Annotated in this window: 22 protein-coding genes; 3 read left to right on the top strand and 19 right to left on the bottom strand. The window is 71.4% G+C overall.

The annotated features are described in order from the left end of the window. Nucleotides 1-211: 211 nt before the first annotated feature. Together JWR86_RS11485 and JWR86_RS11480 are read right to left on the bottom strand one after the other, a co-directional pair. On the bottom strand, nt 212-1,201 hold the full coding sequence (locus tag JWR86_RS11485; protein WP_299565246.1) for a magnesium transporter CorA family protein: 990 nt from the start codon (nt 1,199-1,201) through the stop codon (nt 212-214). Nucleotides 1,202-1,206: 5 nt separating this feature from the next. Then, complete coding sequence (locus tag JWR86_RS11480; RefSeq protein ID WP_299565243.1) at nt 1,207-2,991, bottom strand: acyl-CoA dehydrogenase; 1,785 nt, start codon at nt 2,989-2,991, stop codon at nt 1,207-1,209. Between the two features lie 72 nt (nt 2,992-3,063). Here JWR86_RS11480 and JWR86_RS11475 point away from each other — a divergent pair, with 72 nt between their 5' ends. Further along, entirely contained in the window at nt 3,064-4,071 is a 1,008-nt protein-coding gene (locus tag JWR86_RS11475) for an L-threonylcarbamoyladenylate synthase (RefSeq protein WP_299565240.1), read from the top strand. Between the two features lie 81 nt (nt 4,072-4,152). Here JWR86_RS11475 and wrbA read toward each other — a convergent pair whose 3' ends face one another. The 17 genes from wrbA to JWR86_RS11390 all read right to left on the bottom strand — a co-directional run bounded on the left by wrbA (nt 4,153) and on the right by JWR86_RS11390 (nt 18,779). Continuing rightward, a complete protein-coding gene (gene wrbA / locus JWR86_RS11470) occupies nt 4,153-4,755 on the bottom strand; it encodes an NAD(P)H:quinone oxidoreductase (protein WP_299565237.1) in 603 nt (200 codons plus the stop codon). A gap of 113 nt (nt 4,756-4,868) precedes the next feature. Further along, complete coding sequence (locus JWR86_RS11465; protein ID WP_299565234.1) at nt 4,869-5,849, bottom strand: MDR family oxidoreductase; 981 nt, start codon at nt 5,847-5,849, stop codon at nt 4,869-4,871. A gap of 4 nt (nt 5,850-5,853) precedes the next feature. Then, nucleotides 5,854-6,249 (bottom strand): MAPEG family protein, encoded by a 396-nt coding sequence (locus JWR86_RS11460; RefSeq protein WP_299565230.1) that lies wholly within the window; start codon nt 6,247-6,249, stop codon nt 5,854-5,856. A 15-nt stretch (nt 6,250-6,264) separates the two neighbouring features. Then, on the bottom strand, nt 6,265-7,506 hold the full coding sequence (locus tag JWR86_RS11455; RefSeq protein ID WP_299565227.1) for an MFS transporter: 1,242 nt from the start codon (nt 7,504-7,506) through the stop codon (nt 6,265-6,267). Nucleotides 7,507-7,600: 94 nt separating this feature from the next. Further along, nucleotides 7,601-8,326, bottom strand: coding sequence for a hypothetical protein (locus JWR86_RS11450; RefSeq protein ID WP_299565224.1), 726 nt, complete (start codon nt 8,324-8,326; stop codon nt 7,601-7,603). 49 nt (nt 8,327-8,375) lie between these two features. Continuing rightward, nucleotides 8,376-9,263 carry a DMT family transporter gene (locus JWR86_RS11445; protein WP_299565221.1) on the bottom strand — a complete coding sequence of 296 codons (888 nt, stop codon included), beginning with the start codon at nt 9,261-9,263 and terminating at the stop codon, nt 8,376-8,378. A 34-nt stretch (nt 9,264-9,297) separates the two neighbouring features. Then, complete coding sequence (locus JWR86_RS11440; protein ID WP_299565218.1) at nt 9,298-10,194, bottom strand: ROK family protein; 897 nt, start codon at nt 10,192-10,194, stop codon at nt 9,298-9,300. A gap of 4 nt (nt 10,195-10,198) precedes the next feature. Further along, nucleotides 10,199-10,795: a protein-tyrosine-phosphatase gene (locus tag JWR86_RS11435; RefSeq protein ID WP_299565214.1), complete on the bottom strand. Its 597-nt coding sequence runs from the start codon at nt 10,793-10,795 to the stop codon at nt 10,199-10,201. Nucleotides 10,796-10,827: 32 nt separating this feature from the next. Continuing rightward, nucleotides 10,828-11,148 carry a hypothetical protein gene (locus JWR86_RS11430; RefSeq protein ID WP_299565212.1) on the bottom strand — a complete coding sequence of 107 codons (321 nt, stop codon included), beginning with the start codon at nt 11,146-11,148 and terminating at the stop codon, nt 10,828-10,830. Between the two features lie 14 nt (nt 11,149-11,162). Continuing rightward, complete coding sequence (locus JWR86_RS11425) at nt 11,163-11,414, bottom strand: hypothetical protein (RefSeq protein WP_299565209.1); 252 nt, start codon at nt 11,412-11,414, stop codon at nt 11,163-11,165. After that, on the bottom strand, nt 11,411-11,848 hold the full coding sequence (locus JWR86_RS11420) for a DUF1489 domain-containing protein (protein ID WP_299565206.1): 438 nt from the start codon (nt 11,846-11,848) through the stop codon (nt 11,411-11,413). The genes JWR86_RS11425 and JWR86_RS11420 overlap by 4 nt, the downstream gene beginning before the upstream one ends. A gap of 74 nt (nt 11,849-11,922) precedes the next feature. Next, complete coding sequence (locus tag JWR86_RS11415; RefSeq protein ID WP_299565203.1) at nt 11,923-13,890, bottom strand: acetyl/propionyl/methylcrotonyl-CoA carboxylase subunit alpha; 1,968 nt, start codon at nt 13,888-13,890, stop codon at nt 11,923-11,925. A 153-nt stretch (nt 13,891-14,043) separates the two neighbouring features. After that, nucleotides 14,044-14,469 (bottom strand): 4-aminobutyrate aminotransferase, encoded by a 426-nt coding sequence (locus JWR86_RS11410; RefSeq protein ID WP_299565201.1) that lies wholly within the window; start codon nt 14,467-14,469, stop codon nt 14,044-14,046. 95 nt (nt 14,470-14,564) lie between these two features. Continuing rightward, a complete protein-coding gene (locus JWR86_RS11405) occupies nt 14,565-15,134 on the bottom strand; it encodes an ABC-type transport auxiliary lipoprotein family protein (protein ID WP_299565199.1) in 570 nt (189 codons plus the stop codon). Between the two features lie 78 nt (nt 15,135-15,212). Further along, on the bottom strand, nt 15,213-16,865 hold the full coding sequence (locus tag JWR86_RS11400; RefSeq protein WP_299565197.1) for an MlaD family protein: 1,653 nt from the start codon (nt 16,863-16,865) through the stop codon (nt 15,213-15,215). Nucleotides 16,866-16,875: 10 nt separating this feature from the next. Beyond that, nucleotides 16,876-17,583, bottom strand: coding sequence for an ABC transporter ATP-binding protein (locus tag JWR86_RS11395; RefSeq protein ID WP_299565252.1), 708 nt, complete (start codon nt 17,581-17,583; stop codon nt 16,876-16,878). Nucleotides 17,584-17,702: 119 nt separating this feature from the next. After that, nucleotides 17,703-18,779 carry an MlaE family lipid ABC transporter permease subunit gene (locus JWR86_RS11390; protein WP_299565249.1) on the bottom strand — a complete coding sequence of 359 codons (1,077 nt, stop codon included), beginning with the start codon at nt 18,777-18,779 and terminating at the stop codon, nt 17,703-17,705. Nucleotides 18,780-18,982: 203 nt separating this feature from the next. Between JWR86_RS11390 and dgcA the strand changes: the two genes are divergently transcribed. Both dgcA and JWR86_RS11380 read left to right on the top strand, forming a co-directional pair. Next, nucleotides 18,983-19,969: an N-acetyl-D-Glu racemase DgcA gene (gene dgcA, locus JWR86_RS11385; protein WP_299565194.1), complete on the top strand. Its 987-nt coding sequence runs from the start codon at nt 18,983-18,985 to the stop codon at nt 19,967-19,969. 68 nt (nt 19,970-20,037) lie between these two features. Then, nucleotides 20,038-20,799 carry a hypothetical protein gene (locus JWR86_RS11380; RefSeq protein ID WP_299565192.1) on the top strand — a complete coding sequence of 254 codons (762 nt, stop codon included), beginning with the start codon at nt 20,038-20,040 and terminating at the stop codon, nt 20,797-20,799. Nucleotides 20,800-20,806: the final 7 nt, after the last annotated feature.

Below are 20,806 nucleotides of genomic sequence, written 5' to 3'. Positions count from 1 at the left end.
CACGGTCGCATGCCCGATGCCTCGACTCGCACCGGTCAGGAGCATGACGCGTCGTTCGTGGTTGCGGCGAGGGCTTGAGATCACGCGGCCAATCGATCCTTGCAGAGACACCAGGAAGGTAGTTCGTTGGCGGGGGAGCGTCCATGGACCGGGGCGGGACGTCCCTTGCTGCACGGGCGCGCCGGTCCTGGCCGCGCGGCTCCGACCGCCGCTACAGCCAGCGCTTCCAGCGGAAGAAGAAATAGGGCGCGACGGCCGCCACCACCATCAGAACCAGCGCCAGCGGGTAGCCGAACGAGCTTTCCAGCTCCGGCATGTGCCTGAAATTCATGCCGTAGATCGAGGCGATCAGGGTCGGCGGCATGAACACCACGGCCATCACCGAGAACAGCTTGATGATGTTATTCTGCTCGAGGTTGACGAGGCCGAGCGTCGCATCGAGCAGGAACTGGATCTTGTTCGCCTGGAAGGTCGCGTGCTCCTCCAGGGATTGCAGGTCGCGCAGCGTGGTCCGCATCTGGTCGCGCAGCTCCAGCGCCACCTTGTTCGACCGGTAGCTGGCGGACAGGAACAGCAGCGTGCGCTCGATCGAGACGAGGCTCTCGCGCTGTTTGGAGATCAGGTCGCCCCAATGGCCGAGGGCCCGCAGGGTGTCCTGGTACTCGGCGTTGCGGGCGCCGGGGTCCTGCTCGCGGCGGAACACGCTGCGGGACAGGGCGTCGATGCGCTCGCCGGCGAGCTGCAGGATGTCGGCCGCCCGGTCCATGATCGTCTCGACGAGCCCGCCCAGGACCTCCTCGCCGCTGCGGCCGCAGCCATAGGGCCGCGCTGCCTTCTGGGCGAACATCGCAAAGGCGCGGGGATCGGCGTAGCGCACGGTCACGAGCGCATTGTTCTTCAGGATGAAGGTGATGCCGGCGAGTTCAGGCTCGTCCTCGTCGGCGCGGGTGAGGAGGCGCGTGGTGAGATAGCGTGCCCCGTGCTCCGCATAGAGCAACTCGGAGGGCTCGATGTCCTGCTGATCCTCCCGGGTCGGCACCTCGATGCCGAGGAACCGCTCGGTCTTGCGGTCCTCGTCCTGGGTCGGCCGGACGAGATCGATCCATAGCGCGTCGGCCGGGATCGGCTCGTGGTCGGCCAGGACGCGCCGGCCCAGCATGCCGGGCGTGACCGAATCCTGCGGCTCGTGGACAATGATCATGCCGGCTAGCTGGCGAGGGCCAGGACGGCGTCGCCGCCCAGATCGGCCCCGCCCATGGCTTGGGCGGCGAGGCCACCCGCCGCGACAGCGACGTTTTCAGCGAAGAAGCGGCAGAGCGCGATGCGGGCGCCATGGGCGGGGTCGGCGTCGCCGCCCTGCCGGCAGGCGGCGGCCGCGAGCGCGACCTCCGCGAGCAGCACCCCGCCGCTGGCCAGGCCGAACAGCCGGAGATAGGGCGTCGCCCCGGCAAGGGCCGGACCGGGGTCGTTGCCGCCCAGCGTCCTCAGCATGAAGCTGGTCGCCGCATCCAGATGCGCGACCGCGTCGCGCAGCCGCGCGGCCGTGGCCCCGAAGGCGGGACCGGCGCCCGGAGCGGAGAGGCGGCGCAGGGTGGCCCGCATGGCGGCGATCTCGGCCCGCACGGTCTCTCCCCCGCCTTGCGGCAGCTTGCGGGTGACGAGGTCGATCGCCTGAATGCCGTTCGTGCCCTCGTAGATCGGGTTGATGCGGCTGTCCCGGAGGTGCTGAGCGGCGCCGGTCTCCTCGATGAAGCCCATGCCGCCATGCACCTGGACGCCGAGCGACGCCGTCTCCACGCCGAGATCGGTCGAGAAGGCCTTGGCGACCGGGGTCAAGAGCGAGGCCCGGCTCTGGGCGCGGGCTCGCGCCGCCGGATCGGGATCGAGCCGCGCCCGGTCCAGGGCACCGGCCGTGGCGTAGCAGATCGCCCGGGCCGCAGCCGTGCAGGCCTTCATGGTGAGGAGCATGCGCTGGACGTCCGGGTGCTCCCGGATCGGGCTCATGCCGTCGCCGGCCGAGCCGGGGGCCCGCCCCTGGCGCCGCTCTCCGGCATAGGCGAGCGCCGCCTGGGTGGCCCGCTCGCCGATAGCCACGCCCTGCACGCCGACATTGAGCCGAGCGCTGTTCATCATCGTGAACATGCAGGCGAGGCCGCGATTCTCCTCGCCGACCAGCCAGCCCACCGCCCCGCCGCCGTCGCCGAAGGCCATGGTGCAGGTGGGCGAGGCGTGGATGCCGAGCTTGTGCTCGACCCCGGCGCAGCGAAGGTCGTTGCGGGAGCCATCGGGCAGGATTTTTGGCACCAGGAACAGCGAGATGCCGCGCGTGCCCGGGGGCCCGTCCGGCAGCCTCGCGAGCACCAGGTGGATGATGTTGTCGGCCAGATCGTGCTCGCCGTAGGTGATGAAGGTCTTGGTGCCGGTGATCCGGTAGGTGCCGTCCCCGGCCCGCTCGGCCCGGGCCCGGAGGGCGCCGAGATCCGATCCGGCCTGCGGCTCCGTCAGGTTCATGGTGCCGGTCCACTCGCCGGAGACGAGCTTGGCGAGGTAGCGCGCCTTGAGCTCCTCCGAGCCGTGGGCATTCAGCGCCTCGACCGCGCCCGCCGTGAGCAGCGGGCCGAGGCCGAAGGCCATGGCGGCGGCGTTCCACATCTCGGCGCAGGCGACCGCGACCAACGCCGGCAGCCCCTGCCCGCCATAGGCGACGGGGCCCGGCAGCGCGTTCCAGCCCGCCTCGGTCCAGGCCCGGTAGGCCTCGCGGTAGCCTGGCGGCATGGTGACCTTGCCGTCCGACAGCGGCGTGCCGCTGGCGTCGCCCTGCCGATTGAGGGGCGCGATCACCTCGGCGGCGAATCGGGCGGCCTCTTCCAGGATGGCGCCGATATCCTCGGCCGAGAGCTCGCCGTAGAGGCCCGACGCCACCGCCCGGTCGAGCCCGGCGGCGTGACGCATCGCAAACAGCATGTCGGCGGTCGGCGCCCGGTAGGTCATGGCTTGCCCCCTCGCGATTGACGCCGCGGCCGCCCTCCCCTAGCGCCCGGGACGATGCGGGATCAATGTGCCTTGAGCGGCGAGGCGTCAACGGAGGCCGGGGCTGCCCATCGTCCGACCGAGCGGCTCCGCGCCGATGCGGCGGGCGTGGCGCGGGCGGCTGCGCTTCTCGGCTCGGGCCGCCTCGTCGGCATTCCGACCGAAACTGTCTACGGGCTCGCGGCCGACGGCCGCAACGCCGAGGCCGTGGCCGCTCTCTACGCGGCCAAGGGCCGCCCCCGCTTCAACCCGCTGATCGCCCATCTCGGCCGGCCGGAGGACGCCTTGCGGGTCGGACGGTTCGACGCGGCCGCGCAGGCGCTGGCCGCCGCGTTCTGGCCGGGACCGCTGACGCTGGTGGTCCCGCTCGCCGCGCCCGATGCGGTCTGCGACCTCGCCCGGGCCGGGCTCGACACGGTGGCCCTGCGGGTGCCCTCGCATCCGGTCGCGAGCGCCATTCTGCAGGCCTGCGGCTTCCCGGTCGTGGCGCCTTCGGCCAATCGGTCCGGCCGGCTCAGCCCGACCGCGGCCGGCCACGTGCTGGCCGATCTCGACGGGCGCATCGACGCGGTGCTGGACGGAGGCACGACGGAGATCGGGCTCGAATCCACCATCGTGGCCTGCCTCGGGGCCGCGCCCGTGCTGCTGCGGCCGGGCGGCGTGCCGCGCGACGCGCTGGAGCGGGTGATCGGCGGGCCTCTCGCCGAGCCCCGCGCGGAGCCGGGCGCGCCGATCTCGCCGGGTCTGCTGCTGTCGCATTACGCGCCCCGGGCCGGGGTGCGGCTCGGCGCGACGCGCATTTGCGCCGGCGAGGCCGCGCTTCTGTTCGGCGCGGCCCAGCCGGTCGGCCTCGGGCGCGCCACCGCGATGCTCAATCTCAGCCCGGCGGGCGACCTCGCGGAAGCGGCCACGAACCTGTTCGGCCACCTGCGCCGGCTCGACGAGAGCGGCGCCGCCGCCATCGCGGTCGTCCCGATCCCGGAATTCGGGCTCGGAGAGGCGGTCAACGACCGCCTGCGGCGCGCCGCTGCTGACCGCTGAACGCAGCGGCGCCCCGGCAGCATCGAGCCGCCGGAGCGCCGTGTTCACGTGGGAGGCGGCCCCAGCGGGCCGCGCCGGGGCTCAGGCCCGGAGCTTGGCCGCGACCTCGGCCACCGTGCGGCCCTGGAAGCGGGCGCCGTCGAGCTCGACGGGGCTCGGCCGGCGCGAGCCGTCACCACCCGCGATCGTGGACGCGCCGTAGGGCGAGTTCCCCATCACTTCGGCCACGCCCATCTGGCCCTGGAAGGAATAGGGCAGGCCGACGATCACGAAGCCGAGATGCATCAGCACCGGGAGAAAGCTGAGGATCGTTGATTCCTGGCCGCCATGCTGGGTCGCCGACGAGGTAAACACCCCGCCGACCTTGCCGTTCAGCTTGCCCTGTGCCCACAGACCGCCGGTCTGGTCGATGAAGGTCTTCATCTGGGCGGCCATGTTGCCGTAGCGGGTCGGCGTGCCGAACAGGATGGCGTCGTAGCCGGGCAGTTCGTCCACGGTGGCAATCGGCGCCGCCTGGTCGAGCTTGTAATGCGAGGCGGCCGCAACCTCCTGCGGCACCGTCTCGGGCACACGCTTCACCACAACCTCGGCGCCGGTCGCCCTGGCGCCCTCGGCCGCGGCATAGGCCATCTCTTCGATGTGGCCGTAGGACGAATAGTAGAGAACAAGAATCTTGGCGGGCATTGGCGGTCGCTTCCGTCTGCAACGCCGGGCGGAGCCGGCCTTCCTCCCTCTAACGCGTCCGCCGCCTCCCCGACACGATCCCGCTTGCAAGCCTGGTCTTGCGCGGCTGCAATTCAGCCGATCTCCACCACGATGCGGCCTCTCACCTTGCCGGCCAGGATGTCGTGGCCGGCCTGGATCACCCGGTCGAGCGGGATGGTGGCCGTCATGGCGGCGAGCTTGTCCCGGTCCAGCTCGCGGGCCAGCCGGGCCCAGGCCTCCTGCCGGAGCGGCCGGGGGGCCATGACCGAATCGACGCCGAGCAGGGCGACGTTGCGCAGGATGAACGGTGCGACGGAGGCCGGCAGGTCCATGCCGCCGGCGAGGCCGCAGGCCGCCACCGCGCCGCCGTAGCGGCACATGGCGAGAGCGTTGGCGAGCGTGGTCGACCCGACCGTGTCGATGGCGGCCGCCCAGCGCTCCTTGCCGAGCGGGCGGCCGGGCTCAGCCAGTTCGGACCGAGGCAGGATCTCGGCGGCCCCGAGCCCCTTCAGATACGCCGCCTCTTCCGGCCGCCCGGTCGAGGCCACCACGTGCCAGCCCTTCCGGGCCAGCAGCGCCACGGCGACCGATCCCACGCCGCCCGCCGCGCCCGTGACCAGGGCGGGGCCGCGCTCCGGCCCGAGGCCGTGCCGCTCCAGCGCCATCAGGCAGAGCATGGCCGTGTAGCCGGCCGTGCCGATCGCCATGGCGTCCGCGGCCGTGAGGCCGTCCGGCAGCTTCACCAGCCAGTCGCCCCGCACGCGGCTCTTCTCGGCATAGGCGCCGAGATGCGTCTCGCCCGTGCCCCAGCCATTCAGCACCACGGCATCTCCGGCCCGGTACTCCGGATGCGACGAGGATTCGACCATTCCGGCGAAGTCGATGCCCGGGATCATCGGGAAGCGCCGGACCACGGGCGCCTTGCCGGTGAGCGCGAGCCCGTCCTTGTAGTTCACGGTGGAATGCGTGACCCGGACGGTGACGTCGCCGTCCATCAGGTCGGCTTCGGCGAACTCCCCGAGCATCGGCTCGCGGCCCTTCTCGGCTAGGACGACCGCACGAAACAGCGCCATCGCGTTACCCCCAGTGCAGCCCGAGCAGGACCAGCAGGATCCCGATCACGGAGACCAGGAAGGCGGCCGTCCGCAGGTGGACGATGCCGGCCATGTAGATCAGCACAAAGGCGACCCGGCCCCAGAAATAGAGCGTCGCGCCCCAATAGGTGAAGGCGTTGTGCCGCCCGGCCACGTGCGCGATCAGGATGGCGGCCACCGCGAGCGGCACCGTTTCGAGGAAGTTCCGGGTCGCCCGTTCGAGCCGCTGGCCGACCGGGGACATCGGCCGAGGCGGCGTGTCGCGATTGCTGGCGCCGTAGGAGAAGCCGTTGGCCGCAATCATGAACTGCGCGCTGCCGATGACCTGCACGAGGCCGAGCACCACCGTCCAGGCCAGATACGTGAGTTCGGTATCCATCCGTTCCAAGCTCCGTCAGGCGGGCGCGGCGGCGAGGTCCGGCCTCACCACCGGCTGCTCGCGGATCGGCAGGTTGATGATCGCCGACGCGATCCCGAGGGCGACCGACAGCCACCACACGACGCCGTAGCTCCCCGTCGTCTCGTACAGGATGCCACCGAGCCAGACGCCGAGGAAGCCTCCGACCTGGTGCGAAAAAAACACGAAGCCGTACAGCATCGCCATGTAGCGCGTGCCGAACATCAGCATCACGAGACCCGAGGTCGGCGGCACGGTGGAGAGCCAGAACACGCCGATCGAGAGGCCGAACAGGATGCAGGTCAGGGGCGTCGGCGGCATCAGCACGAAGGCGGCGATCACGACCGAGCGGCCGAGATAGATCCAGGCCAGGAGGTACCGCTTCGAGACCCGGTTCATGAGGAGGCCGGAGCCGAGCGAGCCGACCGCGTTGGCGAGGCCGATCACGGCCAGTGTCCAGCCGCCGACCGACGCCGGCAGGCCGGCATCCCGGAGATAGGCCGGCAGGTGCACGGTGATAAAGGCGAGCTGGAAGCCGCAGGTGAAGAAGCCGAGCGTGAGCAGCACGTAGCTGCGGTGCCGGAACGCTTCCGCCAGGGCCTGCAGGATGGATTGGTTCGGGGCCGGGCTCGGGCCGGCCATGGGCGTCGCGTTCGGCCCGGGGCGCGTCGACAGGAACGTCGCCAGTGGCATGATGAGGAGCACGCTGCCGGCGAAGACGAGCAGCGCCTCCTGCCAGCCGAAGGAGGCGATCAGGACGTTGCCGATGGGCGGGTAGAAGAACTGGCCGAAGGAGCCGGCCGCCGTTCCCGCGCCGAAGGCGAGAGGGCGCCACGTCTCAGGCAGCAGCTTCCCGAACGCACCGAGGATGATGTTGAACGAGGCGGCCGACAGGCCGAAACCGATCAGCACGCCGGCGCCGAGATACAGCATCCCGGGCGTGGTCGCGTAGGCCATGACGACGAGGCCGCCCGCATACAGCACGGCGCCGACGCACAGGACCCGCCGCACGCCGTAGCGGTCCGCGATGGCGCCGGCGAAGGGCGCGCCCAGGCCCCAGAGCAGGTTCTGGATGGCGATCGCGAGCCCGAACGTGTCCCGGCCCCAGCCGAAGTTCGAGATGATCGGCAACTGGAAGAGGCCGGCCGAGGCGCGGGGCCCAAAGCCGATCAGGGCCACCGCGCAGCCGGCGAAGACGATCCATTCGGGCCCGAACCGCCCGGTCACGCGTCCCCACATCAGGCACTCTCCCGGCCGAACCGGATGCGTGTACCTGCTCCTATCGGCCGCGCCAAACGCATGCTGATCAACCCACCCATCACGGATGGGAATGTCAGGCGGCCAAGGCTCCGTTTGCGGCCCGCGCGCGCTCGTCCGCCCGGAAGCTCGCCTCGCCGGCGCATTTGCGCAGATGCGCGTCCTTGTTGATGACCTGCAGGTTCGGCCGCCCCCAGAAGCCGAGGAGCTCCGGCCAGGATGCGTCGCGATGCTCGCGCCAGACTCGGAACAGCGGCACCCGGTGGTCGATCTCGGCGCTGCGGAGCAGGCGGCGGCCGCTTTCGGCGCAGCGCCGGCCCTGGGCCCGCTTCAGCGCCTGCACGTGTCCGGAGGGATCGCACCACAGCTGCCAGGCGACGACGCAGGCCGAGTGCCACGTCGCCCGGCGGTTCGGCTTGCCGTCGCCCCAGAGGTCGCGATGCCAGCCGAAGCGGAACACCGGCTGGCCGCAGACACAGCAATGGCCGGGCCCGCGCGCGAAAGCCGGCTCGCGATACGGGGCCGGCGGCGCCCGAAAGCTGGCCCGCCGCCCTTCGGTGAAGGCGTCGGGTGTCCAAGCCCAGCCTTCCGGGGTGCCGGACAGCCGGGCCAGCGCGCGGGCCAGCCGGTCGGCCCGGAGCGGGTGGGCCCGCCAATAGCCTTCGACGGCTCGGCGCGGCGTCGGCGGGATCAGGGGCCGGGCAAGCGCCTGGGCCAGCACGCCTCCGGGGAAGACGGCCGGCAGGGCGCGCCGGAGCCGCGCCAGCGACCGTTCGTTGCGGCTGTCGCGCCAAGCGCTCACAAAATCCTCAATGAGTCTGATTCGGGGCCGGCAGGATGACCTGTTGGCGCTACCGATTGGTTTCGGCCGGACGCTCCACGTCGCGCAGCAGCACGGTCGCGGAGGCCGCCACGATCAGCGCCAGGCCGAGCCAGTCGGACCAGGTGGGACGTTCGCCGAGGATCAGGGTGGCGCCGATCACGCCGACCCCGGGCACCAGGAGCGTGCCGAGCGAGGCCATGCCGGCCGACATGCGGGCCAGGATGGTGAACCAGAGCGTGGTCGCGAGCGCCTGCCCGATCAGGATGTTGTAGCCGAGCCCGAACCAGGCCGAAGGCAGGGTCGGCAGCCCCCGGGGCACGCCCTCCACCCAGACCATCCCGGTCGCGGCCATGACGGCGCCGAGCGCCATCTGCCAGGTGCTGATCACGAGCGGGGGCGCCTCGATCGGGTATCGCTTCAGCAGCACGCTGCCGGTGGCCCAGACCATCCCGGACAGGAGTGCGTAGACGAGACCGACCGAGAAGGTCCCGGCCTGGACGACCGGCCAGCCCAGCGCCAGCAGCCCGGCCGCACCCAGGCCGAGCCCGAGGATGCGGCGCCGGTCGATGCGCTCGCCGAGCACCACGCGGGCGCCGATCACCGCCCAGATCGGCATGGTGTAGGACAGCACGGCGGCGCGGCTCGTGGAGGCGGTGACCTGCGAATAGGCGCTAAGGAGGTTGTACACGGCCACGGACAGCGCACCGACGCAGGCGAGCCTGAGCCAGTGTCGGCGGGGCACCGCAGGCGACAGCCCGAGCGCCCGGATGGCCACGAACATCAGCACGGTGGCGGCCGAGAAGCCGACGGCCCGCAGCGTCCAGGGCGGAATCTCCTGGAGGGCCAGCTTCACGGCGGGCCAGTTCAGCCCCCAGCCGATGCCGAGCAGGACAACAAGGGCGGCGTTGCGGATCACGGGCAAATCGCCCGTCGGGCCGAGGTGTCGGCGGTCACGCCTTCCAGAGCCAGGCCGCGCCCCGGACCCCGGAGGCATCGCCGTGCTGGTTGCGGCGGACCGGCGTGACGAACCGGTCGGAGAAGACGTGCGGCTCGATGGCGTCCGGCAGGTCGCGGTAGAGCTCGTCCACGTTGGACATGCCGCCGCCGAGCACGATGATGTCCGGGTCGAGCAGATTGACCACGGCCCCGATGCCCCGGCCGAGCCGGTCGATGTAGCGCCCGTAGGCCGCCCGGGCGTCGGGATCGCCGGCCCGCATGCGGTCGATGATCGCCGGTGCCTCCAGCGCGAGCCCCGTGGCCTCGCGGTGGTCGCGCGCGAACCCCGTGCCGGACACGAAGGTCTCGAGACACCCGGCCCGGCCGCAATAGCAGGCCGGCCCGGGGCGCTCGTCGTCGGCCGGCCGCGGCAGCGGGTTGTGGCCCCATTCCCCGGCGATGCGATTGCGGCCGCCAAGGGCCCGGCCGTCGATGGCGATGCCCGAGCCTGCGCCCGTGCCGAGGATCACGCCCCAGACCACCGAGGCCCCCTGCCCCGCTCCGTCCACGGCTTCGGACACGGCAAAGCAGTTCGCGTCGTTCTCGACCCGCACGGGCCGGCCCAACGCGGCCGCGAGGTCGCGGTCGAGGGGGCGGCCGTTGTTCCAGGTCGAGTTCGCATTCATCACGAACCCGGTGGCGGGCGAGATGGCGCCCGGAATGCCGACTCCGACGCTGCCCGTGCGTCCGGTCTCGGCTTCCAGGTGCCGGACCAGCCCGGCGATGGCCGCCATGCAGCCGTCGTAATCGCCTTTCGGCGTCGGCACGCGCCGGCGCGCCAGGGTGTCGCCCTCCGGCGACAGGGCGACCGCCTCCAGCTTGGTGCCGCCCCAATCGACCCCGATCAGCATGCGGTCATGCCGCCTTGGCCACCTCGGCTGCGCGCTCGACCTCGAGCGAGCGTCCGAGCCGGCGGAAGGTGTCGGCGAGCTGGGGCCGGGCCGCGATCTGACGGGCGTGCAGACGGCTCACCGCACGGGAGAGTTCCCCGCCGCGGCCGAGAAGATCGTCGGCGAAACCGGTCATGCGAAGGTTCGGCCAAGCCTGCGGCCGGATGGCGACCAGCCGCTGAACCGCGTCGTCGTCCGTCTCGTCCGGATAGGCGGCCCGCAGCATCATCAGCATGGCGGCCGTGGAGCGCGAAATGCCCATGTGGCAGTGGATCAGGAGGTGCCCCGCGTGCCCCTCGGCCCGGTCCTCGGCCAGTTCTTCGCCAAAGGCGATGATCTGCTCGACATGGTTGCGCTCGGGCAGGATCAGGTCGCCCATCGGCTCGACGATGTCGTGGAACCTCAGCGTGGTGCGGTGATGCCGGCCATACTGGCGGAACGGCTCCGGATCGGGCGTTCCCGGATCCAGGATGGACAGAACGTGCGTGACTCCGCTCGCGCGGAGACCATCGAGCTCCTCGAGCCCGCAGACGGTCAGGAGGGAGAGAGAGGCGCGTTTCATGCCGCGGCTCTACCAGCAACCGGCAGCCGATCCTACCCGGCGTCCTCGTCCTCGGCGTCGTCCTCGTCCTCGTCCGCCGCACCGTAGCCCGGGCAGAACGGCGGCGCCGCGTCGCCCAGCAGCGCGCAGCTCCGCCCGATTTCGGCGCGCAGTTCGCCGCAGGTTCGACGGGGGTCACAGGGGCGGCTCGATTGCAGCGACACCTGCCGGCATTCGGCCAGAAGGGCGCGAAAGCGGCCCTCCCCGATCTCGGCCCGGCAGGAGAGCGGCCCCCCTCGGGGCGCGGAAAGGGCCGGAGAGCCGCAGAGAATGAGGGCCGAAAGCCCGAGGACGAGGTGGCGACGGATCGGCATGCACGGGCACCCTCTCAGCGGCGCAGATCGTACTCCATCCGGGCCCGCCCGCCGATTCGGATCTCCGTGCCGCCGCCGAGGTCGATGAAGCCGGGCCGGCTGCCCGGCCGCGCCCGGTCGGGATCGAAGGGCTGGACCTTGGGGGCCGGCGCGCAGGCCGGCGATTGCGGCAGGCCGCGACGAAGCTCGGGCGCGGAGGGGCAGCGCTCCGCCGCCAAGGCCGGCCCGGCCAGGAGCAGCAGGAAGCCTGCCAGGCGGAGGGTCACAGCAGGCCGAGCTCCACCAGTTCCCGCCGGAGGTTTTCCGGCAGGGCGCCCACGGCGGCGGCGGCGGAACCGAGATCGGCCGGGGCCGCGTCGGCTTCGAGATAGCGCCAGCCCTGGAACGGGCGGCACGGGCGCGGCGCCACCGGCACCACGGCCGGATGCAGCACCAGCCGGCAGCGGCCGATCCCCTCCCCGTCGGTGAAGGTCTCCACGGCCCGCAAGCTCTGCCGGCAACTGAGCTGGCCCTTGATCACCCAGTAGAGCGAGCCGCCGTCCAGCAGTTCCTCGGCCCTTTTGGGGGCCATCCGGGTGACGTGGACATGGCCGTCCGGGGCGACGCGCGAGCCGAGCCGCCGGCGCTTCTCGGCGACCCAATCCTCGAGTTCGCCGATCGTGTCGATGCCGACGCAGAGCTTGATCAGATGAAGGGGCATGGGACGGCTATACCGGAGCCGGCAGCCTCCGTGCAGCCCCGCCGGGCTCGGCGGGGTGGGACAAGCCGGCGCGCTCAGCCCTCCTCGGGCGCGAGCGTGATCAGCCGGCCGCCTTCGCTGACCTGCTGGCCCGGCTCGGCCGCGACCTCGGCCACGGTTCCGTCGCGCGGGGCGAGAAGAGCGTGCTCCATCTTCATGGCCTCGACCACCGCGAGGCGCTGGCCGCGGATCACCACGTCGCCTGGCGCGACGAACACGGCCACGAGCTTGCCGTGCATGGGCGCCTGGACGACGTCGCCGCCGTCCAGGTGGTCGAGATCGGCCGTGAACGGATCGAACGGCTGGACCAGGATCTGCCGCCCGCCCTCCAGGACGTAGACCCCGCCATCCGGCCGGTCCACGAAGCCGCGCTCGCGCCGCTCCGACCGCGTCCCGGACAGCATCTCGCGCACCTCGCCGCTCTCGGCCGCGATCTCGCCTGGGCCCGGCCAGGTGACGCGCACGTCACGGCGCTCGCCGTCCACCAGCACCGGCAGCGCCACCGCCCGCGCGCCCATGAGCTGGAAGGCGTCGTGCAGGTCCCAGGGGTCCGACAGGCCCTTGGCCGGCCCGGAGCGCGCCACCATGCGGAGGGCGGCCAGCGCCGCCGCCCTGTCGTCGTCCCCGGCCGAACGGGCGGTCAGGGCCTCGAGGTTCCGGTCGATGGTGCCGGTGTCAAAGCGGCCGGACCGGAATTCCGGCATGTCGCACAGCGCCCGGAGAAAAGCGGTGTTGCTGCGCGGTCCGGCGACCACGGTGCCGCGGAGCGCGGCCGAGAGCCGGTCGAGCGCCTCGTCGCGCGTCGCCCCGTGCGCGATGATCTTGGCGATCATCGGATCGTAGAACGGGGTCACCTCGTCGCCGGAGACCACGCCCGCATCGACCCGGATGCCGTCCTCATTGTCCGGGAAGCGCAGCGCCCAGAGCTTGCCGGTGGAGGGCAGGAAGCCCCGGGCCGGGTCCTCGGCATAGACCCGCGCCTCGACCGCGTGGCCATTGATGCGCAACTGCTCCTGACGCAGTGGCAGCGGCTCGCCGGAGGCGACCCGGAACTGCCATTCGACGAGGTCGAGCCCAGTGATCGCCTCTGTTACCGGGTGCTCCACCTGCAGCCGGGTGTTCATCTCCATGAAGTAGAAGCGGTCCGGCCGGAGCCCTTGGCGGGCATCGGCGATGAATTCGACCGTGCCGGCCCCGACATAGCCGACCGAGCGCGCGGCCTCGACGGCCGCCTGGCCCATCGCCTCGCGCATCTCGGGCGAGAGCCCCGGCGCCGGCGCCTCCTCCATCACCTTCTGATGGCGGCGCTGCAGCGAGCAGTCGCGCTCGAACAGGTGCACGGCATTGCCATGGCTGTCGGCAAAGACCTGCACCTCGACGTGGCGCGGCGACAGCACATACTTTTCGACCAGGACCCTCGGGTCGCCGAAGCTCGCCTGGGCTTCGCGCTGAGCACCTTCGAGCGCGGCCTCGAACTCCGCCTGCTTGTCGACCCGGCGCATGCCCGTGCCGCCGCCGCCGGCCACCGCCTTGATCAGGACCGGGTAGCCGATCTCGTAGGCCTTCTGCCGCAAGAAGTCGGGATCCTGCCGGCTGCCGTGATAGCCCGGCACCACCGGAACACCGGCCCCGATGGCCAGCGCCTTGGCGGCGTCCTTGAGGCCCATGGCCCGGATGGCGGAGGCGGGCGGGCCAACAAAGAGGATCCCCGCCTGCTCGCAGGCTTCGGCAAATTCGGCGCGCTCGGACAGAAAGCCGTAACCGGGGTGAATGGCCTCAACGCCGGTGCGCCGCGCCACGTCCAGAATGCGGTCCACAGACAGGTAGCTGTCGCGGGCCGGGGCCGGCCCGATCTCGTGCGCCTCGTCCGCCTCGCGGACGAACAGCGCCGTCCGGTCGGCTTCCGAATAGACCGCCACCGTGCGGATGCCGAGCCGGCGGGCCGTGCGGATCACCCGGCAGGCGATCTCGCCCCGGTTGGCGATGAGGACCGATGACAGCACGTGGGTCGCTCCGGACGGGGGGACGGAGTGGCCGTTATCCGGAAAGCGAAGAGGGAAGTCGAGGTCGCGGCCGCGGCCTCAGGCGGGTGGGGGCCGTCTGGGCGGCCCCCAACTCCGGCAGAGCGGGGCGCGCGCCCCGCCCGGAGCCGAGGCTCAGAGTTCCTGCAGGCCGCCGCTCGGCGCCGCCGCCGGCTTCGACGTGACGGTGATCTTCAGGGTGAAGCTTTGGACGCTGCCGTCGGTGGAGCGCGTCTCGTAGGCGATCTCGTCCGCCCCCTGGTAGTTGCGGTTCGGCTCATAGAACAGCGCCTGGACCGGCGTTTCGACGCTGGGGCAGCGGAAGTTCGCCGGGGTCTTCAGCTTGCCGCCCCGCACCACCAGCGAGCCGTTCTTCGGGGCCGTGACGACCCGGATGCTGCCGACCTCGCCAAGCGAACAATCGCGCTTCAGAGCCGTCACCACCGCCACGCGCGCCGGCTTGCCGGGCTGGATGGTGGCTGTCCGGGCGGTCTGGGCCGCGGCGCTCCCGAGACTCGCGGCGAAGGCGAGCGTGCTGAGGGCGAGGACGAGCTTGTTCATGGCAAAGGACCGTGGCGAGAGGTTGCGACGTCCACAGATAGGGGCGCGCCGCGGCCGGCGCGAGGGCGCGGGGCGAAGGATCTGCCGGCGGCCGCTCAGCCGCGTGTGCCGACCCAGCGCACGATGTCGAGCAGAACGCTGGACTGGACGCGATCGAGCCCCTGGGCGACCACCGGGCCCGACGCGTCCGGCACCGGCGTGCGGCCGCTGAAGACGCGGGCTGCCACGATGCGGCCGGATTGCGCTTCGACCACCTTGGCCGAGATCTCGACAAAGGCCTCGCCGCGCGCCGCGTCGAGCTGGAAGGCCCGGATGTCGGTGTTGAGCTGGTATTGCGCGACCACGCCCTCGCCAGGCCGGGCGACGGCCCGGATACGGGTCGCGTTCTCGAAGGTCTGCAACAGGCGGGCCTGCAACAGCCGCGGCAGGCGGTCGGCCCATTGCGCGCCGGACAGGTAGGAGACGGAGCCGGCGGCGTCGCGCGCCAGGATCCGTTCCGCCTCGAGTGGCTGGATGGCGGTCGGCTCCGCCACGACCAACTGCCCACCGATCATCCCGCCGCCCCGCACGCTCTGGCGCGGCGCCGTGAGGTCGAAGGCGGGGCTCGGCGGGGAGGAGCAGGCGCCAAGAAACCCGATCAGGGCAAAGGCGTACGCAAGGCCCATCGGCCCGGCTCCGCGCCGTCGGTCGTCATGGCCCGCCGGCCTGGTCACGCTACGCATCCTGAACGAGGCCTGTTGAGGTCAGCGGCCGGAATATTCGGGAATGGAGGCACGCCCTCCGCCGAAGATCACCGATGAGGGGTTCTGCTCGAGATTGCGGGCCGCCCGCCCGACGGTGTTGACCGTGCGGCGCGCATCGGTCGACAGCGCCTCGATCTGGCGGGCGCCCACACCGGACACCCGCGACACGCCCTGGGCGATCTCGGTGGCGCGGCGGTTCAGGTTGTCGGAGGCCCGGCCGAAGCGGTCCATGGCGTCCCGAATAGAGGCGAAGGTGCTCTTGCCCTCCTGGCCCGCCGCGGAGCCGAGGAAGTTCTCCGCCGCCTTGAGCACGCCGTCGATCCGGTCGGCCGCGGCGTTGAACTTGGCGGTCAGCTGGTTGGCGTTGCGAACGGTGGATTGCACGTCTTCGGTGGAGGCCGCGAGCCCGCTCGTGAAGCGGCGGGTGTTCTCCACCGCCTCGCCGACCTTGCCCGGATCGAGCGCCGCCATGGTGCGGTTCATGCCGTCAAGGGCCTGATCGAGCTTCGGCGCCGCCGTGTTGAGCCGGCCGGCCAGGGACGAAGCGTCGCCGATGAAGGCGGCGATCTTGGCCCGGTTCTCGTCCACGGTCCCGGTCACGCCCTCGAAGCTGCGCAGGATGTTGCCCACGGTTTCGGGCCGGACGGCGGCCAGCACGTTGTCGAGCTTGGCGCTGAACGCATTGGCGTTCCGGATCGTGGCCTGCATCTCGTCCGTGGAGGCCGCCAGGCCGGCCGTGAAGCGCTGGGCGCTGTCCACGGTCTGGTTGATCTTGACCGGGTCCACGCCGGAGATGACTCGGTTCACGTCCGAGAGGGCCTGGTCGAGCTTCGGCGCGGCCTCGTTGAGCCGGCCGGCCAACGACGAGGCCTCCTGGAGGAAGCTCGCGATGTTGGCGCGGCCCTCCTCCACCGTCTGGGTCACGCCCTCGACGTTGCGGATGACGTTGCGGATCCGCTCCGGCTCCACCGTGGCCAGGATGCCGGTGGCGCTGTCGGCGAGGCCGGCCAGTTTCTCGGTCAGCGGGCCGACATTGTCGGCGGCGCGGGCGACGGAGCTGAGCAGGTTGTCGATGGCGGGGGCGTTCTTGGCCAGCGCGTCCGTGAAGCTCGACACGTCGCCGACCGCCTTCTGGATGGCGCTCCGGTTGTCCGTCACGAGGGCATTGACGTTGTCCAGCAAGGTGTTGGCCCGGTCGGCCGTTCCCCGGGCCGTTTCCAGGATGCTGGCGAGCCCGCCGCGCTCGGCCACGATGGTCGGGGGCTCCTTGCCCTGCTCGGACACAAGCCGGGCCGCGTCACGGCTGCCGCCGGTCAAGGCGATCACGGCCGCACCCGACAGCAGGGCCACGTCGAGGGAGGCCTTGGTGTCGGTCTTGACGGGGGCGTCGGGCTGGATGTCGATCCAGGCGATGGCCTGTTCGGAGTTCTGGTCGTCCCACTTGACCTCGTTCACCTCACCCACCCGGATGCCGTTGAACAGCACGGGGGCGCCCTTGGTGAGGCCGGCGATGGAGCCGTTGAAGACGATCCTGTAGGTGGCCCGCTTGGTCCCGCTGTCGGACCCCATGAACCAGTAGACGAACCCGAACGCCGCCGCGATCACGGAGATCGTGAACAGGCCGATGATCGCGTAGTTCGCCCGAGTTTCCATCCTGCCCGTCTCATCCACCGGCCGACATGGCCGACCGTGCCCGTTTCCCGTGGAAGTAGGCCCGGACCCAGGGGTCTTCGGACGCCAGCATCGCGTCGATCGGACCGTGAGCGATGATGCGCCCGTCGCCAAGGGCCGCGATCCGGTCACAGACCGTATAGAGGCTATCCAGGTCGTGAGTCACCATGAAAACCGTCAGGCCCAGCGTGCGCTGCAGCGTCGCGATGAGCTCGTCGAACTCGCCCGCGCCGATCGGATCCAGGCCCGAGGTCGGCTCGTCCAGAAACAGAATCTCGGGATCGAGCGACAGCGCGCGGGCCAGCGAGGCCCGCTTGATCATGCCGCCGGACAACTCGGACGGGAGTTTGTCGGCTGCATCCGGCTTGAGGCCGACCATCTCGATCTTGAGCATGGCGAGCTCGTCCAGCAGCCGGGGCGAGAGCTCCAGGTATTCGCGCATCGGCACCTGAACGTTCTGCCGGACTGTGAGAGCGGAGAAGAGCGCGCCCTGCTGAAACAGCACGCCCCAGCGCCGCTCGATCTCCGAGCGCGAGCTCTCCGTCATGTTGTCGACGTTCTCGCCGAACACCTCGATGGACCCGGCCCGCTTCGGCACGAGGCCCAGGATGGCCCGGGTCAGGACGGACTTGCCCTGGCCGGACGGGCCGACGAAGCCCAGGATCTCGCCCCGGTACACGTCCAGATCGAGGCCCTTCATGATCAGGCGCTCGCCAAACCCCACCTCCAGGTCGCGCACCCGGATCACGACCTCGCGCTCGTCGTCCCGCTCGTGCGGAGCTCGCACGCCGCTCGCCGAGGCGGACGGAAAAGCGGCGCTCACAGCCGGATCGCCGCGAAGAACATGGCAAAGAACCCGTCCAGCACGATCACCATGAAGATCGACTTCACGACCGAGGAGGTCACATGCCGGCCGAGCGACTCGGCCGACCCCTCGACCCGCATGCCTTCCATGGAGGCGATCAGGCCGATCACCAGGGCCATGAACGGCGCCTTGATCATGCCGACCAGGAAGGTCTTGAACTCGATGGTGGCCTTGAGCCGGGTGAGGAACACGTCCGGCACGATGTCGCCGTAGATCCAGGCGACGAGCCCGGCCCCGAGCAGCGCCGCCATGGAGCCCAGGAAGGCCAGGATCGGCAGCCCGATCACCAGCGCCAGGATGCGGGGCACGATCAGCACCTCGATCGGGTCGAGGCCCATCACCCGCAGCGCGTCGATCTCCTCGCGCATCTTCATGGAGCCGATTTCGGCCGTGAAGGCCGCCCCGGAGCGCCCGGCCACCATGATGGAGGTGAGAAGGACGCCAAGCTCGCGCAGCACCAGGATGCCGACCAGGTTCACCACGAAGGTCTGGGCGCCGAAGCGCTGCAGCTGGAACAGCCCCTGCTGGGCCACGATGCAGCCGACCAGGAAACAGATCAGCACGATGATCGGCACGCCCCGGAAGGCGATCTGTTCAAGCTGGTTGGTCAGGGCGGGCACGCGGAACCGCCGCGGATTGACCACCACGCGGGTGAGCGCGGCAATGACCTCCCCGAGGAAGCTGACACCGTGGGCGAAATCCCGACCGGCATTCACGACGGCCTCGCCGACATCGGCCAGGAGATCGCGGAACCCCGGCGAGCTCTTGACCGGCTCCGGCTGGAAACCCCGATAGGCGACTTCGTTCAGGAGAATGTGGTGTTCGGACCGGACGCCGACGAAATCCGCCGCGACGCCCTGCGCGCCGAAATCGTGGCGCGTGCGGTCCAGCACCCAGGCGCCGAGCGTGTCCAGCCGGTCGATCTCCGACAGGTCGAACAGCACCCGGCCGCAATCGGCCGCGGCGTCGACCAGCGACGCCATCTCGCGCTCCACCGACCCGGCATGCTCGACGGTCCAGCGGCCGGACAGCCAAGCCCGAACGTCGTCGCCGTGGCGCTCGAACTCGGCTTTCGGATCGCGCGCATCCGCCTCGTCCCGGCGTCCACCCAGCTCCTTCGCACCCAAGCCGCTTCCGCCTTTCCGCCGCCCGGCAGCCGTGGTGTCTTGGCACCCCGGCGGGCAGGTGATAGCCCGCCGGGGGCGGGCAAGTCGAGCGCGCATCCGAGGAGGCCATGACCCGGACGCTCGCCGTAAGCCTGGAACGGTTTCCGATCGCGGGCCGCTTCACCATCGCCCGAGGCTCGAGGACCGAGGCCGTGGTGGTCACCGCGACCATCCGGGACGGGGCCGTGACCGGCCGGGGCGAGTGCGTACCCTATGCCCGCTACGGCGAAACCCCGGAAGGGACCGCCCAGGCCATCGCGGCCTTCGAGGCTGCCGTGGTCTCGGGCCTCGGCCGGGCGGCCCTGCAGCAGCAGATGCCGGCCGGCGCCGCCCGCAACGCGCTCGATTGCGCGCTCTGGGACCTCGAATGCAAGCTCGCCGGCGTGCCCGCGCATGTTGCGGCGGGGCTCGACCGGATCGGCCCCGCGACCACGGCCTATACGCTCTCGCTCGGCAGCGCGACCGAGATGGGCGAGGCCGCGGCGCGCGCCGCCTCCCGGCCCATCCTGAAGGTGAAGCTTGGCGCCCCGGAGGGGGACGAGGCCCGCATCGCGGCTGTGCGGCGAGGCGCGCCGGACGCCACCCTGATCGCCGATGCCAACGAGGGCTGGACCGAGGCGAACGTGGAGCGCCATCTCGCCGCTTGCGCCGAGGCCGGGGTTGCCCTGGTCGAGCAGCCCCTGCCGGCGGCGGGCGACGGCATCCTCGGCCGGATCCGGCGTCCAGTCCCGGTCTGCGCGGACGAGAGCCTGCACCAGCGCAGCGACCTCCCGGGCCTGCGGGGACGCTACGACGCGGTCAACATCAAGCTCGACAAGGCGGGCGGTTTGACCGAGGCGCTCGCGCTCGCCGCGGAGGCGCAGCGGCTCGGCTTCACGATCATGGTCGGCTGCATGCTCGGCACGTCCCTCGGCATGGCGCCGGCCTTCCTGCTCACGCCCCGGGCGAGCTTCGTCGATCTGGACGGCCCGCTGCTTCTGGCGGCCGACCGTGACCCGGGGATCGTCTACCAGGGCAGCATCATGCAGCCGCCCGCCCCCGAACTCTGGGGCTGATCGCGGGGCCCCGCATACCGGTCCGAAAGGTTTTGGGGGGAGAGTTCGGATCGCCACAGCGCGACACAATGTCCGACACGAACCCCTCCTCCCCGGCGATCTCCAACGATCGGGACATCGAACAGCTGCTCTCCGGGACAGCTCGGGGGCGGAGCTTTCTGGCCGATTACGCGCGCCGCATGCGGGCGGCGGAGACGCAGCGGCTGCTCGAGGCCGTCGCCAGGCTCGAGCGTCGCCTGAGCGCGCCGCCCGGGAAGCCGGAGACCTCCCGCATGGAGGCGGAACTCGCCGAACTGGCGAGCTTCCTCCAGCATGGGCGCGCCGAGATCGCCGCCACACACGGACTCGCGTCGGGCGCGGGTCTGGCGGAACTCGTCACCCAGGCCGAGCAAGCGACGGTGGACGTGGTGGATGCGGCGGAGCGGATCCAGGAAACCGCCTGGAGCCTGCGGGAGAGCGGCTTCGACGCCGGCCGCTGCGACCAGCTGGACCGGCACGCGACCGAGATCTACCGGGCCGCGGCGCGCCAGGACGCCACGCATGCCGGGCTTGCCCGGATGGCCGAGCTCCTCGCCGCGGTCGAGGCCCGAATCGGCAACCTGATCCGGGCGGGCCATCCGGCCATGCCGACCCGGGCCCGGCCGCCGCTCGAGGTCGACCCTCGCCCGCCCGCATCCGACATCGACTTCGTGCTTCGCGACCTGCCCGGGCCGCCGCACGACCCGGCCTCGGCGGAGACCGGGATCGCGACAACGCGCGAGCTCGCACTGGCCGAACTCGCCCGGATCCAATCCCTCGACATCCGCGAGAAGCTGAAGCTGTTCACCTGACCGGGGG

This window comes from Enterovirga sp., from assembly GCF_028290205.1.
GTDB lineage: Bacteria > Pseudomonadota > Alphaproteobacteria > Rhizobiales > Beijerinckiaceae > Enterovirga.
This window is presented reverse-complemented; position numbering and strand designations above follow the sequence as displayed.